12 protein-coding genes are annotated in these 15,454 nt (G+C 51.7%); 9 read left to right on the top strand and 3 right to left on the bottom strand.

The window, feature by feature from the left end; translation table 11 throughout:
- Positions 1-103 precede the first annotated feature (103 nt).
- A complete protein-coding gene (rpoS, locus tag ACSV5M_RS12005) occupies positions 104-1,111 on the top strand; it encodes an RNA polymerase sigma factor RpoS (protein ID WP_439176470.1) in 1,008 nt (335 codons plus the stop codon).
- A gap of 134 nt (positions 1,112-1,245) precedes the next feature.
- Here rpoS and fdxA read toward each other — a convergent pair whose 3' ends face one another.
- Together fdxA and mutS are read right to left on the bottom strand one after the other, a co-directional pair.
- Positions 1,246-1,569, bottom strand: coding sequence for a ferredoxin FdxA (gene fdxA / locus ACSV5M_RS12000; RefSeq protein WP_439176468.1), 324 nt, complete (start codon positions 1,567-1,569; stop codon positions 1,246-1,248).
- A gap of 135 nt (positions 1,570-1,704) precedes the next feature.
- Positions 1,705-4,326 carry a DNA mismatch repair protein MutS gene (mutS, locus tag ACSV5M_RS11995; RefSeq protein ID WP_439176466.1) on the bottom strand — a complete coding sequence of 874 codons (2,622 nt, stop codon included), beginning with the start codon at positions 4,324-4,326 and terminating at the stop codon, positions 1,705-1,707.
- Positions 4,327-4,552: 226 nt separating this feature from the next.
- Here mutS and ACSV5M_RS11990 point away from each other — a divergent pair, with 226 nt between their 5' ends.
- The 7 genes from ACSV5M_RS11990 to ACSV5M_RS11960 all read left to right on the top strand — a co-directional run bounded on the left by ACSV5M_RS11990 (position 4,553) and on the right by ACSV5M_RS11960 (position 12,885).
- Entirely contained in the window at positions 4,553-5,065 is a 513-nt protein-coding gene (locus ACSV5M_RS11990) for a CinA family protein (protein ID WP_439176465.1), read from the top strand.
- Positions 5,066-5,214: 149 nt separating this feature from the next.
- Positions 5,215-6,258, top strand: coding sequence for a recombinase RecA (gene recA, locus ACSV5M_RS11985; protein ID WP_439176463.1), 1,044 nt, complete (start codon positions 5,215-5,217; stop codon positions 6,256-6,258).
- Between the two features lie 288 nt (positions 6,259-6,546).
- On the top strand, positions 6,547-7,119 hold the full coding sequence (locus ACSV5M_RS11980; protein ID WP_439176462.1) for a DUF4136 domain-containing protein: 573 nt from the start codon (positions 6,547-6,549) through the stop codon (positions 7,117-7,119).
- A gap of 73 nt (positions 7,120-7,192) precedes the next feature.
- Complete coding sequence (locus ACSV5M_RS11975; RefSeq protein WP_439176461.1) at positions 7,193-7,642, top strand: regulatory protein RecX; 450 nt, start codon at positions 7,193-7,195, stop codon at positions 7,640-7,642.
- Positions 7,643-7,936: 294 nt separating this feature from the next.
- Complete coding sequence (locus tag ACSV5M_RS11970) at positions 7,937-9,019, top strand: efflux RND transporter periplasmic adaptor subunit (protein WP_439176460.1); 1,083 nt, start codon at positions 7,937-7,939, stop codon at positions 9,017-9,019.
- Positions 9,020-9,030: 11 nt separating this feature from the next.
- On the top strand, positions 9,031-12,159 hold the full coding sequence (locus ACSV5M_RS11965) for an efflux RND transporter permease subunit (RefSeq protein WP_439176458.1): 3,129 nt from the start codon (positions 9,031-9,033) through the stop codon (positions 12,157-12,159).
- Positions 12,160-12,192: 33 nt separating this feature from the next.
- The gene (locus ACSV5M_RS11960) at positions 12,193-12,885 is read left to right on the top strand and encodes a LamG domain-containing protein (RefSeq protein ID WP_439176457.1); all 693 of its coding nucleotides are present in this window, start codon (positions 12,193-12,195) and stop codon (positions 12,883-12,885) included.
- A 79-nt stretch (positions 12,886-12,964) separates the two neighbouring features.
- Here ACSV5M_RS11960 and ACSV5M_RS11955 read toward each other — a convergent pair whose 3' ends face one another.
- The gene (locus ACSV5M_RS11955; RefSeq protein ID WP_439176455.1) at positions 12,965-14,692 is read right to left on the bottom strand and encodes a proline--tRNA ligase; all 1,728 of its coding nucleotides are present in this window, start codon (positions 14,690-14,692) and stop codon (positions 12,965-12,967) included.
- A 245-nt stretch (positions 14,693-14,937) separates the two neighbouring features.
- Here ACSV5M_RS11955 and ACSV5M_RS11950 point away from each other — a divergent pair, with 245 nt between their 5' ends.
- On the top strand, positions 14,938-15,372 hold the full coding sequence (locus ACSV5M_RS11950; protein ID WP_439176454.1) for an HIT domain-containing protein: 435 nt from the start codon (positions 14,938-14,940) through the stop codon (positions 15,370-15,372).
- Positions 15,373-15,454 lie beyond the last annotated feature (82 nt).

Below are 15,454 nucleotides of genomic sequence, written 5' to 3'. Positions count from 1 at the left end.
CCGACCACCGTTACCAAACGGGAAGTACAAGGTGCAGCTTGTGTACGCTGGAAAAACGGGCACAGAAAGCCCAGCCAGCAAACTGAAATAAGGGGCTAAAACAATGACTACAGAAAATAGGGAATCTACATACGATCGCGACGATGTATTCCTTGCGCAAGATATCGATTTTGATGAAAGCGATATCCTGTTAGCAGACAGTGATGATGACGATGATCTTCCCAAGCCTGTCCCACGCGTTGCCAGCGAGCGAATCGTTGACGACAAGTTCAACAAGACACTTGATGCCACTCAAATTTACCTGAACGAAATTGGTTTCTCTCCCCTGCTCAGCGCGGAGGAAGAAGTTTATTTTGCCCGCAAGGCGCTGAAGGGCGACGAGGCTGCACGTAAGCGCATGATTGAAAGCAACCTGCGTTTGGTAGTGAAGATTTCTCGTCGCTACGTTAATCGCGGTCTTGCATTGCTGGATTTAATTGAAGAGGGCAATCTTGGCCTGATTCGCGCCGTTGAAAAATTTGATCCCGAGCGTGGATTCCGTTTTTCCACTTATGCCACCTGGTGGATTCGTCAGACCATCGAGCGTGCGATTATGAACCAGACGCGCACGATTCGTTTACCTATTCACGTCGTCAAAGAATTGAATATTTATCTGCGCGCAGCCCGCGAGTTGGCGCAGAAGCTGGATCACGAACCGACGCCGGAAGAAATTGCTAATCTTTTGGAAAAACCGGTCTCCGATGTGGAGCGCATGCTCGGCCTGAATGAGCGTGTTACCTCGGTTGACACACCGGTAGGCGCTTCGTCTGACCGGACGATTGTCGACACTATCGCCGACACCCATGTGTCAGACCCTGCTGCACTTTTGCAAGACAGTGACCTCACCGCCAGCCTGGATGGTTGGTTGGAAGAGTTGACTGAGAAGCAACGTGAAGTATTGGCGCGCCGGTTTGGATTGCGGGGCCACGAAGTGAGTACGCTGGAAGAAGTCGGGCATGAAATTGGTTTGACGCGCGAGCGTGTACGGCAGATCCAGGTTGAAGCATTAAAGCGTCTGCGCGACATTATGGAAAAGCAGGGCCTGAACAGCGAAGCGTTGTTTAGCGTCTAGTATGTTTTAGCGTAAAAAGGGCGGCTTCGGTTGCCCTTTTGCTATTTGAAATGTTTATTGCGTGGATCCTTGTTCCTGATGCGAAAAACAGACATAAAAAAACCGCGCATTGCGCGGTTTTTTTATTGCCGAACTCAGCGTTCCAGATGCTGCAATTTACCCGGCACGCCATCCCATTCTTCTGCATCAGGCAAAGAGTCTTTCATCTCGGTGATATTGGGCCACACTTCCGCCAACTCTGCGTTCAGCTCCAAAAATACTGCCTGATCTTCGGGTAGTTCATCTTCAGAAAAAATGGCATCAACCGGACATTCCGGTTCACACAGGGCGCAATCAATACATTCGTCAGGATGGATCACCAAAAAATTGGGGCCTTCGTAGAAGCAATCAACGGGACACACTTCCACACAATCTGTGTGTTTACATTTAATGCAATTTTCCCCAACCACAAAAGTCATAGGTGACTCCAAAAATTACCGTTTTCAAAAGAGCGGCCATTTTAAACACCCTTTAGATATTTTGGTAGGCTTTTGCTTATCACTAAAATTGAAGAGGTTTTTCACATGAGAATGATTATTTATAACTGGGGCCGCCTACCTTCCCTCGCTCAAAATGTCTTTCAATCGATAAAGCTGTTCCAGCGCTTCGCGCGGTGACAAATTATCGGGATTAATTTTCTTCAACGCTTCCACCGTTGGATCGGGCATGGCATCAAATAAACCACCTTGTAAGGGCATGCCCGCTTGTTGCACAACGGGGGAGTGTTCCAGGTGCACGCTCACCGTATTTGCAGGTTGGTGAGGATGGGCACCTTGCTCAAGCAGATGTAACTGTTCCTGGGCCTGGCGTAAAACCGCCGTCGGTATACCGGCCAGCTTGGCCACCTGGAGGCCATAGCTTTTACTGGCCGGACCTTCCTGTACTTTATGCAGGAAGACGATATTGTCGTTATGTTCCGTCGCGTTCAGGTGAACGTTGGCGATGCCGGGAATCGTGTCCGGCAGGCTGGTGATTTCAAAATAATGCGTGGCAAACAGCGTGAAGGCGCGCAGCTGTTCAGCCAAGTGTCGTGCGCAAGCCCAGGCCAGCGCAAGGCCGTCGAAGGTGCTGGTGCCGCGCCCGATTTCATCCATCAGCACCAGGCTGCGATCTGTGGCGTTGTGCAGGATATTGGCGGTTTCGGTCATCTCCACCATGAAAGTAGAGCGCCCGCCCGCCAAGTCATCGGAAGAACCGATACGTGTGAAGATGCGATCTACAATACCGATTTCTGCTTCCTGGGCGGGTACAAAGCTGCCGATATGCGCCAGCAGCACAATCAGCGCCGCCTGGCGCATATAGGTGGATTTACCGCCCATATTCGGGCCGGTGATGATCAGCATGTGGCGGTCCGCGCGGAACATCAGGTCATTGGGTACAAATGGCGCACTGGTTACCTGCTCCACAACGGGGTGACGTCCGCCAAGAATATGAATGCCCGGTTCGGGTTTGAGTGTGGGGCGGCAAAACCCGAGACTATCAGCACGCTCTGCCAGGGTAGTGATGACATCCAGCTCTGCGACCGCAGCCGCGGAATCCTGTAATGGCACCAGCTGTTCATTGAGGATATCCAGCAGCGCTTCATACAGCGCTTTTTCACGTGCCAGCGCCCGGCTTTTAGCGGAGAGTGCCTTGTCTTCAAACTCTTTCAACTCTGGTGTGATGTAGCGCTCGGCATTTTTAAGGGTCTGACGGCGGATGTAATCCGAGGGTGCTTTGTCGGACTGCGCGCTGGTCAGTTCGATGAAATAGCCGTGCACGCGGTTATAGCCCACCTTCAAGGTTGGAATGCCGGTGCGCTCGCGTTCACGTGTTTCCAGTTCGACCAGATAATCCCCGGCATTGGTGCTGATATTGCGCAGATCATCCAGCTCCGCGTCATAACCTGGAGCGATGACGCCACCTTCACGAATCACCACCGGTGGATTTTCAATAATCGCCCGCGCCAGCAAATCTACCAATTCAGGAAAGGTGCCAATCTGTTGTGCAAGGTGTTGCAGGTGGGGTGACTGGGCAGTGCCTAATTCGCTCTGTAATTCCGGGTAGGTCGCCAGGGACATCATCAGGCGTGACAGATCGCGCGGACGAGAGGAGCGCAAGGCCAGACGCCCCAGGATGCGCTCCATATCACCGACCCGCTTGAGGATGCCGTGGACGAGTTCAAAGCCGTAGTTTTGTTGCAATTCTGCAATGGCAGCCTGGCGCGAGCGCAAGCTGGCCAGATCGCGCAGCGGGCGATTCAGCCAGCGACGCAGTAGACGGCTGCCCATACTGGTAGCCGCGCAATTAAGCACGGAAAACAGCGTATGTTCATCACCGCCATTCAGGTTGGTATCCAACTCGAGATTGCGTCGCGTGGCGGCATCCATGATGACCGCTTCGTCGCGATTTTCATGGGCAAGGCTACGCACATGGGGTAGGGCAGTGCGCTGGGTTTCCCGAGCATAACTGAGCAGACAGCCGGCGGCGGCAATCGCCACCGGGAGATGATCGCAACCGAAGCCGGCGAGGTCCTGGGTGCCGAATTGTTGGATGAGCAAGCGTTGCGCTGTCTCCAGTTCAAATTCCCAGGGGCCGCGACGGCGCAGGCCTTTACGATTTTCAGTCAGTTCCGGCAAAGACAGATGATCATTGATCAACAATTCAGCCGGATTAAGGCGTTGCAACTCACCGAGTGCCGCATCCAGGCCTTCCACCTCCAGCACCAGAAAGCGGCCACTGGCCATATCCAGCGAGGCGATACCGAAGGTATCCAGATGTTGATGTATCGCAACCAGCAGGTTGTCGCGGCGTGAATCCAGCAGCGCTTCGTCGCTGACCGTGCCGGGTGTCACAATGCGCACGACCTTGCGTTCTACCGGACCTTTACTGGTGGCGGGGTCGCCAATTTGCTCGCAGATCGCTACCGATACTCCCGCGCGTACCAGCTTGGCCAGGTAACCATCGGCGGCGTGAAAAGGAATGCCGGCCATGGGAATAGGCTCGCCATTGGATTTGCCGCGCGCGGTTAATGTCACATCCAGCAACTCGGCTGCTTTCTTTGCATCGTCAAAGAACAACTCATAGAAATCGCCCATGCGATAAAACACCAGCTCATGGGGGTGTTGGGCCTTGATACGCAAATATTGCTGCATCATGGGTGTTTGTGATGAGAGATCTTGGGTCGTTATGGTCATAGGATGTGTTATATCAGCAGGATTGGAGGATGAGACCAGCCGGATTTGCCGCCTGAAGCCGCCGGAAAAGGGGATCAAGTTTACGTTTATTGAGAGTCGCTTTCAATTAACGAAAACTCGCCTCCAATAGCAAAAAGTCGCTCGGCCTGACGCTGATAGATCATTAAAATGCTTGCCCTCCGCCCTGGGCTGGCATACTTTTTTGAAGCTTACATGGAGCTTATCGATGACAGATAACCGGTCCCTGATTCAGCTGGCCACCGACTTGGGGGAAACCCTGCAACAGCGGCATTGGCGAGTGGTTACAGCGGAATCCTGCACAGGCGGAGGTGTGGCAGCAGCGATTACCGCCATTCCCGGCAGCTCCGCCTGGTTTGAATACGGGCTCGTCACATACGCCGATGCGGCGAAGCAGCACTTGTTGGGGGTTGACGGTCGTACCCTGGTAAAGGAGGGGGCTGTCAGCGAAAGCGTTGTCCGCCAGATGGCTGCTGGTGCGCTGTCGTTATCGGGCGCCGATATTGCGGTGGCGGTCAGCGGTATTGCCGGTCCGAGCGGAGGCAGCGCAGCCAAGCCGGTCGGCACCGTATGGTTTGCCTGGGAAATTGCGAAAGGACCATACAGCGTCCAGTGCCACCACCTGGAGGGTGAGCGCAATAAAGTTCAGCAGCAGGCTGTAGTGATCGCATTGGAAGGGTTGCTGGTCCTCTTAAATGAGAACCCAAAAAAACCTGAATAAATTAACAGTACTGTTTGCGTATACAGCTTTTTGGTGTATGCTTTGGCCAGTAGTCAGTACCAGTGGTAAGTAAAAGCTGGCGCAAAAACTGACAAAGAAGCCACACAAAAAATCAGATCATTTTTTTCATTTTAATGTTGAGGTGTCGGATGGATGCGAATAAAGAAAAGGCGCTACAAGCAGCCCTGAGTCAAATCGAACGTCAATTTGGTAAGGGTACTGTGATGCGCATGGGCGACCGGGAACAGGTTGCCATTCCAGCGATTTCTACTGGCTCGCTGGGGCTCGATGTAGCACTGGGAATCGGTGGCTTGCCCAAAGGCCGGATTATTGAAATTTACGGACCGGAGTCTTCCGGTAAAACAACCCTGACTTTACAGGTTATTGCCGAAGCACAACGCCTGGGCGGTAACTGTGCTTTTATCGATGCGGAGCACGCACTCGATCCCATCTATGCCGCCAAGCTCGGTGTCAATGTTGACGACCTGATTATCTCCCAGCCGGATACCGGCGAACAGGCTCTGGAAGTGACCGATATGCTGGTGCGCTCCGGCGCGGTAGATGTACTGGTCGTTGACTCGGTAGCTGCACTGACACCGCGGGCGGAAATCGAAGGTGAGATGGGCGACCATCACGTCGGTTTACAGGCGCGCTTGATGTCACAAGCCCTGCGTAAGATCACGGGTAACATCAAGAATGCCAATTGCCTGGTGATCTTCATTAACCAGATCCGCATGAAGATCGGGGTTATGTTCGGTAACCCGGAAACCACCACCGGTGGTAACGCGTTGAAGTTCTATGCATCTGTGCGCCTGGATATCCGTCGCATCGGTGCCGTGAAAGAAGGTGAAGAAGTTATTGGCTCCGAGACGCGCGTTAAAGTCGTGAAAAACAAAGTTGCTCCACCCTTCAAGCAAGCAGAGTTCCAGATCCTGTATGGCAGCGGTATTAACCGTATGGGTGAGATCGTTGATTATGGAGTCAAGCTTGGTATGGTCGATAAAGCGGGAGCCTGGTATAGCTACCAAGGCAACAAGATTGGCCAGGGTAAAAACAATGTTATGAAATTTCTGCAGGAAAATCCGGAGATCGCCAAAGAGCTGGAGCAGAAAGTTCGCGCGGAACTGCTTAATACACCGCAGTTGTCACTGGGCACCAGTGCCGACTCAGAAGACGAAGTAGAGATATCCTAAGTCTTCTACGACGGAAATCATGCTACTGATGGCTTGATTTCCGTCGCTCCTTTCATAGAACGTTTTCATCACAGAATCCCTTCATTATCTGCGGCTGAACTTCATTATTGGGGCAGAGTCGAATTTTTATCCAGCGCTACCACCCGGAAGACTTTGTTGGTCTGTCGTTAGACTAGTTAGAGTGTGTAGACTAGTTGCGTGCTGATAAGGCGGTGGGTATGCTGAACGCCAGATTTCATCATTACCCGTTAAAACCGATAGCCGAAAGGCCGACTAGAGAGGTGTGAAATGATTCGCTTTAAGCAGATGGGGTTGTTACTGGTGCTCGCGTTGTTGGGTGCTTGCTCAAACAAACCCTATGTTGTCACTGATTACCTTTCGGGTTATGACTTTTCTGCCCTGAAAACCTACCAGGTTGCAGAAGCTCGACAAGACACTAACGAAAATATCCTTATCTCTCCGTTTACCTTTAGCCACATCCACTCGGTGGTGGATCGTGAGCTGGCTCAGCGTTATCAACAAGCACCGGCTGATGCCAAGCCGGACTTCCTGGTGAATTATCATATCGTCATTGAAGAGAAGCTGGATCCGGGCACTTATGATCGCCTGTACGGATATGGTTATTACGGCAGAGGCTATCGTTATTATTATCCGGCTCCTCTTTTTTATGGCACCACCGGAGCTCCCCGGGTCTATAACCAGGGTAGTTTGATTATTGATATTGTCGATGCGAAAACAGAAAAACCCATTTGGCGTGGTGTATCAGAAAAACGTTTGCGCAGTGGTTTGACGCCGCAAGAGCAGCGCGACATTTTAACCAGTGCAGTGATTGAGATTATCAGTAAATTCCCACCGATCTGAGAGTAAATTTATCGGGTGACTGATGGCCGCTTTGCGGCCATTTTTTTGAATACCGAGTGCGGGAAAAGGAATCATGGCAGATAAAACGATAATGTCCGATATCAGGCTGGCAGCCATGAATTTATTGGCCATGCGGGAACACTCAGCATTTGAGTTGCGACGTAAACTTGCCCGGCGGTTTGATGACGCTGATATTGTTGAAGCCGTCGCCGTGTTAAGCGCAGAGAATCTGCAAAGCGATGAGCGTTATACCGAAGCATTTATCAATATGCGTAAACGGCAAGGCAAAGGGCCGGTACGTATTGCGCTGGAATTAAAAGAGAAAGGTGTCAGTGAAGCCATTATCGGTATTTATCTCGGTACCTCGGATCACGATTGGTTTGATCTGGCACTTGCAGAAAGACAAAAGCGCTTCGGTGTTGCTGAACCGCAGAATGTAAAAGAAAAAGCGCGTCAGATGCGATTTCTGCAATATCGGGGTTTCACCCAGCCCCAGATTCTTGCTGCTCTAAAAACAGAGTAATAGCCTTCTTTGTTGGTTGCGCAGTTGATCTCTCACTGCAACCCGTTAACAAGTGTTATATCACTGTAAACAATTGTTAACTGCTTATCGTTCGTTCCCTCTTCAGCGTAATCTTTTGAAATAAACTTCTGTTAACACGCGCTTTAATCTACTCCGGAATGATCGCTCTTCGCACCACCTGCATCAGCTGTGTACGGGTGTGGATGTGTTGTACTTCACATCGGGAAGATATGGTAAAGTCTGCGCCAAAAAACGATTCCTGCTCTTAGGGCATTTGGGTATACGAGAGAGATAATGATGATGCGATTGCACCTGCCGGGAGCCATATTCATTGGCTCATTGATGATGTTCACTCAACCGCTGATGGCTCAAACCGCAAAAGCCGTGGACGTTATTGTCCAGGCTGTCAGTTTGCAGCCGTTGGAGAGCCGCATCGAAGCGTTGGGCACCTTGCGGGCCAACGAATCCATCCGCTTGACTTCTAACGTTACCAAGACGGTAACCCATATTAATTTTGAAGATGGTCAGCGCGTCAAGAAAGGGCAGGTACTGGTAGAAATGACCAATGCTGAAGAGCGTGCCCTGTTAGCTGAGGCGCGCTTCAATGCCGAAGAGGCGCGCAAACAAATGGAGCGGGTGCGCTCCTTGGTCGAAACAAAAGCCGCATCCCAATCACTGCTTGATCAACGGATGCGTGAATATGAATCTGCCAACGCGCGCTATCTCGCTATTGAGGCGCGTTTGCAGGACTTGCACCTCGATGCACCTTTCAATGGTGTTGTTGGTTTACGCAATATCAGCGTCGGTGCGCTGGTGTCTCCCGGTGATCTCATTACCACAATCAACGACGACAGCCGTATGAAACTGGATTTTACCGTCCCGGCAATTTACCTGCGCAGTTTGCAAGTGGATTTGCCCATCATGGCCAAAAGCCGTGCGTTGGGCGATAAAGTCTTTGAGGGTAAGATTTACAGTATTGATAATCAGATTGATCCGGTTACCCGTGCGATTACCGTGCGCGCGTTGTTGCCTAATGATGAGGGTGAATTAAAGCAGGGCATGTTGATGAGTATTGATCTCTATGCCAATAAGCGAGAAGCCCTGGTGATATCTGAGGCAGCTCTAGTGCCATTGGGTAGTGATAATTTTGTGTTTGTCGTTCAACCCAAAGGCAATGAACTGACGGTTGAGCGTCGTCAGGTGAACATCGGGCAGCGTCTGCGCGGTGCGGTTGAAATTCTCAATGGATTGGCAGCCGATGAAAAAGTGGTAACCCATGGTCTGCAAAAAATTCGCGCCGGTACACTGATCAACATCACCGCTGAAGAAACCGGTGAGGAAAGTTTATCCGAACTGCTTAATTCAACTCAGTCCTGAGGGTAACGCCGATGCTACTCTCTGATGTTTCGATCAAGCGCCCGGTTTTTGCTTCCGTTATCTCCATTCTACTTATCGCCTTTGGCCTGGTTGCTTTTGAACGCCTCACATTGCGCGAATATCCCGACATTGATCCGCCGGTGGTATCCATTCGCACCGACTATCCCGGCGCAGCGGCGAGTATCGTCGAGACGCGCATCACCAAGGTAATTGAGGACCGCATCTCCGGTGTGGAGGGCATCCGCTATATTGAATCCAGCAGCGAGAACGGACGCTCCAACATCGTAGTGCAATTCGATGTTGGGCAGGACATGGACGCGGCAGCAAACGATATTCGTGACCGGGTATCGCGCGTGCTGGGTAATTTACCTATCGAAGCCGAGCCGCCGGAGGTTGAAAAGGTAAGCTCGGATGAAGACGTTATCCTCTGGTTCAATTTCACCAGCGACAATATGACCACACCGGAGTTGTCCGATTACGCGCAGCGCTACCTGGTGGATCGTTTTTCTGTTGTGGACGGGGTTGCGCGGGTCAGGATCGGTGGCGAAAAACGTTATGCCATGCGCATATGGCTGGATCGGCGCGAACTGGCCGCGCGCAACCTTACCGTTAATGATGTTGAAGATGCCTTGCGCGCCGAGAATATTGAACTGCCGGCGGGCAGTATTGAATCGGAAGATCGTCAATTCACCGTGCGCATGGCGCGCAACTATCTTACTGCTGAAGATTTCTCCCGGCTGGTGTTGCGCCGCGGTGAAGATGGTTATCTGATTCGCCTGGGTGACGTCGCCCGGGTTGAGAAAGGCACCGAAGAAGATCGAAATATGTTTCGCGGCAACGGCATCAATCAAGTGGGGATCGGCATCAGCAAACAATCCACCGCCAACACCATTGATGTGGCGCGGGGCGTAAAAGCCGAGCGTGACCGTATTCTCGCTACCTTGCCGGACGGCATGGGTATTGAAGACAGCTATGACAGTTCCATCTTTGTGGAGCGCGCTATCGAAGAAGTTTATCTCACCTTGGGCATTGCTATTTTTCTCGTGGTGCTGGTGATTTATCTTTTTCTCGGCAGCGTGCGTGCCATGTTGGTGCCGGCCGTGGCGGTGCCGGTTTCGATTATTGCAACGTTTACTGTGCTAGCCGTGCTCGGCTTTTCGGTCAATATGCTAACGCTGCTGGCGTTGGTGTTGGCTATTGGCCTGGTGGTGGATGACGCGATTGTGGTGCTGGAAAATATTGTGCGCCACATGGAAGAAAAAAATAAACCGCCTTTGCTGGCGGCATTTGACGGTGCGCGCGAAGTGGGCTTTGCCGTTATTGCGACGACCCTGGTGTTGATTGCTATTTTTGTTCCGATTGTGTTCCTTAAAGGCGATATCGGTCGCTTGTTTTCCGAGTTTGCGATCACCATGGCCGCCTCTGTAGCCTTTTCATCACTCATTGCATTGACGCTCTCGCCCATGCTCGCGTCCCAGTTTCTCAAACGTAATGACCATAAAAATAAACTGGTGGATAAGATCAATGAGTGGACCATGTGCCTGCGCCATTACTATACCCGCGCCATCAACGCCTGCCTGAAGCGCGACAAAATGGTGGTGGTGATCTTTGCAATCTTATTGCTTTCGACATTTATGCTGTCGCGTTTGATTCCGTCCGAATATGCTCCGCGAGAAGATCGCGGTACATTTTTTGTGATGGTAAACGGGCCGGAAGGCGCCAGTTATTCTTACATGGAAGAGTATATGAATGAGATTGAAGCGCGCATGATGGAGTATGTTGATAGCGGGGAAATTAATCGCTTGATGGTCCGTGCTCCGCGATCATTCGGGACAGCGGAAAATTTTAATAGTGGGATCATCATCGCGGTGATGAATGACTGGAGTTTGCGGCGCAATGCGTTTGTGGTGATGGATGAAATCCGCGCGAAGCTCAGCGACTTGCCCGGCGTGACAGCAGCGCCGGTGATGCGGCAGGGCTTTGGTTCACAGACCCAAAAGCCGGTGCAATTTGTTATCGGCGGCGGGTCTTACAATGAACTGGCCGAGTGGCGCGATATCATGTTGGAAAAAATTGAAGCCAGTAATCCCGGCCTCGAAAGTATTGATTGGGATTACAAGGAAACCAAACCCCAGGTTGAGGTCATCATCGACACCAATCGCGCGGCGGACCTGGGCGTGAGCGTCAACAACATCGGCCGCACATTGGAAACTATGCTGGGGTCGCGCCGCGTCACCACGTATATTGACGACGGTGAAGAATACGATCTGATTCTGCAAGGCGAGCGCGACGAGCAACGCACCACGACCAGCCTGCAAAACATGTACGTGCGCTCGGAACGTTCCGGCGAACTGATTCCGCTGGCGAACCTGGTGCAATTGCGTGAGATGGCCGATGCCAGCCGTTTGAATCGTTACAACCGTGTTCGCTCACTGACCATTGAGGCTAACCTTTCTGAAGACCTGGCATTGGGTGAAGCACTGGATTATCTCAATGGTCTGGTGAGAGAACATTTACCCGATTCTGCCGTTGTGGATTACAAAGGTTTATCCCGGGATTTTCAAACCGCCGGGGGCTCGGTCATGTTTATCTTTTTGCTCGGTATCTTGATTACTTTCCTGGTGCTGGCAGCGCAGTTCGAAAGTTATGTTCACCCGTTTGTTATTATGCTCACGGTGCCCCTGGCAATTCTTGGTGGCATGTTGGGGCTGTACATCACCGGAAACTCCTTTAATTTATATTCGCAAATCGGCTTGATTATGCTGATCGGGCTGGCGGCCAAGAACGGCATTTTGATCGTGGAATTTGTCAATCAGCTACGCGATCGCGGCGTGGAATTTCATCAGGCACTGCTGGAGGCATCGTCCGCACGCCTGCGCCCGATTCTAATGACCAGTTTAACGGCCGTTGCGGGGGCGGTGCCTTTGGTTATTTCCAGTGGCGCCGGTTCGGAAACCCGATTTGTTATCGGTATCGTGGTGATTTTTGGAGTACTCCTGGCCACCTTTCTGACATTATTTGTAGTGCCTGTGGCTTATAGTTTACTGGCGCGTAACACAGGCTCTCCCGGTGATGTCAGTCGCAAGCTGGAACAGGCCCATCGCGATTATTATCACGATGAACCATCAAAACCAGATTAAAAATTATTACAAAAACTAACAAGAGAGAAGGCTATGAAGTCAACCATAATAAAAATTTTGCTGTTATATTTTGTATGGATGGGCACGGGTTGTGCGACTCATCCGCCGCAATCGCTATGGCGTATCGATTCGCTGGAGCAAATTGCCGGCCTGCCCGTGGCGGTGCAAGGTAATCCACAGCTCGTGGAGTCGCCCTACGGCAACGCGGTGATGTTTGACGGTGATGGTGACCGCTTGGTGGTGGACAATAATCCATTAGACGGCGCCAGTGAATTCACCGTGGAGATTATCTTCAAACCCAATGACGCCTATCCGAACAATCTGGAGCCGCGCTTCTTTCATATTGAAGCACCGGAAAATCCCAATCGCCGCATCACTATTGAGCTGCGTTTGAATGATCAGCACCAATGGTATCTGGATACCTATATCAAATCCGAATTGTCGCAGTACACACTGATTGATTCGAGTCTGGTTCACCCAATGGAGCAATGGACCCACGCAGCGATTACGTATAAGGATCGACAATTCACAGCATTTGTTAACGGAAAAAAAGAATTGTCAGCCGAGGTTGATTACCTGCCTATCGCGCCAACTGGCAAAACATCAATCGGTGCGCGGATGAATGAAGTACATTGGTTTAACGGAGCGATTCTGGCGGCGCGTATTACGCATCGGGCATTACCGCCGGAGAAGTTTTTACGGTTAGACGATTTTTTGCTGAAGTAAAACTGGATGGGCCAAGCGCTGGAACAGGCGACCAAATAAAAAGCCGGTTCATCTGTTTGATGAACCGGCTTTTTATTATCTAGCGATTAATTTTTTCTTTCAGGAAATTCACAATGTCATTCGCCGGAATCTCCTGCTTGTCGGCATCGCGACGACCTTTATATTCCACTGTGCCACTTTCCAGACCGCGATCGCCCACCACCACGCGATGCGGAATGCCCATCAATTCGGTGTTGGCGAGCATGACGCCCAGGCGTGCTTTCTCATCATCCATAAACAACACCTCAATGCCGGCAGCCTGTAACTCTGCATACAAGGCTTCGCATTGTTGTGCGACGGCAGGTGACTTGCTGATGTTGATCGGGATCAACGCGACATGGAAGGGCGCGATGGAATCGGGCCAGATAATACCGTTCTCATCAAAATTTTGTTCGATAGCGGCGGCGACGACGCGCGTGACACCGATACCGTAACAGCCCATGATCATGGTTTGCTCTTTGCCGTTTTCATCCAGCACGCGCGCCTTGAGCGCCTCAGAATATTTGGTGCCGAGCTGGAAGATATGACCCACTTCAATACCGCGTTTGATATCCAGGGTGCCTTTGCCATCCGGACTCGGATCGCCTGCTACCACATTGCGAATATCGGCCACCATCGGCACGTGAAGGTCGCGCTCCCAATTCACGCCGGTCAAATGGAAGCCGTCTTTGTTGGCTCCGCACACGAAATCAGCGAGATGCGCTGCGGCATGATCCACGATGATCGGTATTTGCAAACCGACGGGTCCGATTGAGCCGAGGCCTACACCCAGTTCCGCTTTAATGCGAGCTTCCGGCGCAAACGTCAGGGGCGCTGCAACGCCCGTTAATTTTTCCGCTTTGATGTCGTTAAGCTCATGATCACCGCGCAGTACCAGAGCGACCAGGGGCTGTTCTTTACCGGTCTCTGCTTCGCCCAGCACAATCAAGGTCTTGACGACTTGTGCCGGCGACACCTTGAGGAAGGTGCTCACTTCTTCAATGGTGTGTTGTTGAGGCGTGGCCACTTCGTGCAGTAACTGGCTGGGTGCTGGCCGTGCAGATGCCGGTGGCAGCGCCTCGGCTTTTTCAATATTCGCGGCGTAGTCACTGCCGCTGCTAAACGCAATTGCATCTTCACCGCTGGCGGCGAGTACGTGGAACTCGTGGGAGAAAGCGCCACCGATGGAACCGGTATCCGCCAATACCGGACGATACGCCAGGCCAATGCGACTAAAGATATTACAGTAGGTGCGATGCATCACATCGTAGGTTTCCTGCAAGGAATCCTGGGTCAGGTGGAAGGAATAGGCGTCCTTCATAATAAATTCGCGCGAACGCATCACACCAAAACGCGGACGGATTTCATCGCGAAATTTGGTCTGGATTTGATAAAAATTCGCAGGCAATTGTTTGTAGCTGTTCAATTCATTGCGAATCAAATCCGTGATGACTTCTTCATGGGTTGGGCCGAGGCAGAACGCGCGATCATGCCGATCATTGATCCGCAACAGCTCCGGACCATATTGTTCCCAACGGCCTGATTCAACCCAGAGTTCACTCGGTTGTACCACCGGCATCAACACTTCCTGGGCGCCGGACCGGTCCATTTCCTCGCGGATAATACGTTCAACCTTGCGCAGGACACGCAAGCCCAACGGTAACCAGGTATAAAGACCGGAGGCGAGTTTACGAATCATGCCGGCACGCAGCATCAGCTGATGGCTGATCACTTCGGCATCGGCGGGTGTTTCTTTGAGCGTGGCAATTAAAAAACGGGTAGCGCGCATAAACGTGGCTTCTTTTTTCAGTGGCTATACTGGGAATGTGAGATGGCTTCTAGTGGATCTCAGGGTGGAGCGAACCTGGCACGGTAACCTGTGTCTTAAGCCATGCAACGGCTCAAATCATCGTGACACCCGGGATCAAAGCCGCTTATTCTACGGTGCTTGATGCGCGCGGTACAGAAGGCATCTTCAGATTCGTCGATTTATGCGGCGGCAGGATTCCGGACTTTGCTAAAAAGGTAATGACCATGTTTGAACTTCACCCCAGACTCGCGCAGGACTCTGTAATCATCGGGCGCTTCACACTATCCCTGTTGCTGTTAAGCAAAGACGCCAACTACCCCTGGTGTATCCTCGTGCCGGAGCGGGAGGATGTTTACGAAATCCACCACCTCAGCGAAGAAGATCAACTGCAACTGATCCGCGAATCCTGTCGCCTCTCCGAAGTCATGACCAGTTTATTCGACGCACACAAGATGAACGTTGCGGCCTTGGGTAACGTGGTGCGCCAACTACACATTCATCATATCGCCCGTTTCTCCGACGACCCGGCCTGGCCACAACCCATCTGGGGCAAGGTCAATATAGTGGATTACACGCCCGAACAACTGCAGGATCGCATCAAACGTTTGCAAAATGCATTAGTCGGTGAAGGCTTTGAGATTATCCGGCCGTCTATGTGATCCGGCCGAGTCTTGGCACAATATGAGTTTGTCATTAGGGGCCTTGGTTTCGAAACCCTAAATTCAAGGATGAATTGAGGGA

It is taken from the genome of Cellvibrio sp. ARAG 10.3, from assembly GCF_051846955.1.
Taxonomy (GTDB): domain Bacteria; phylum Pseudomonadota; class Gammaproteobacteria; order Pseudomonadales; family Cellvibrionaceae; genus Cellvibrio.
This window is presented reverse-complemented; position numbering and strand designations above follow the sequence as displayed.

What these genes read in the sequence shown, in the direction of transcription:
- ACSV5M_RS11965 (WP_439176458.1), top strand. Translation starts at nt 9,031, where the DNA reads ATGCTACTCTCTGATGTTTCGATCAAGCGCCCGGTTTTTGCTTCCGTT.
- ACSV5M_RS11950 (WP_439176454.1), top strand. Translation starts at nt 14,938, where the DNA reads ATGTTTGAACTTCACCCCAGACTCGCGCAGGACTCTGTAATCATCGGG.
- rpoS (WP_439176470.1), top strand. Translation starts at nt 104, where the DNA reads ATGACTACAGAAAATAGGGAATCTACATACGATCGCGACGATGTATTC.
- ACSV5M_RS11990 (WP_439176465.1), top strand. Translation starts at nt 4,553, where the DNA reads ATGACAGATAACCGGTCCCTGATTCAGCTGGCCACCGACTTGGGGGAA.
- ACSV5M_RS11980 (WP_439176462.1), top strand. Translation starts at nt 6,547, where the DNA reads ATGATTCGCTTTAAGCAGATGGGGTTGTTACTGGTGCTCGCGTTGTTG.
- ACSV5M_RS11955 (WP_439176455.1), bottom strand. Translation starts at nt 14,692, where the DNA reads ATGCGCGCTACCCGTTTTTTAATTGCCACGCTCAAAGAAACACCCGCC.
- ACSV5M_RS11970 (WP_439176460.1), top strand. Translation starts at nt 7,937, where the DNA reads ATGATGATGCGATTGCACCTGCCGGGAGCCATATTCATTGGCTCATTG.
- recA (WP_439176463.1), top strand. Translation starts at nt 5,215, where the DNA reads ATGGATGCGAATAAAGAAAAGGCGCTACAAGCAGCCCTGAGTCAAATC.
- mutS (WP_439176466.1), bottom strand. Translation starts at nt 4,326, where the DNA reads ATGACCATAACGACCCAAGATCTCTCATCACAAACACCCATGATGCAG.
- ACSV5M_RS11975 (WP_439176461.1), top strand. Translation starts at nt 7,193, where the DNA reads ATGGCAGATAAAACGATAATGTCCGATATCAGGCTGGCAGCCATGAAT.
- ACSV5M_RS11960 (WP_439176457.1), top strand. Translation starts at nt 12,193, where the DNA reads ATGAAGTCAACCATAATAAAAATTTTGCTGTTATATTTTGTATGGATG.
- fdxA (WP_439176468.1), bottom strand. Translation starts at nt 1,569, where the DNA reads ATGACTTTTGTGGTTGGGGAAAATTGCATTAAATGTAAACACACAGAT.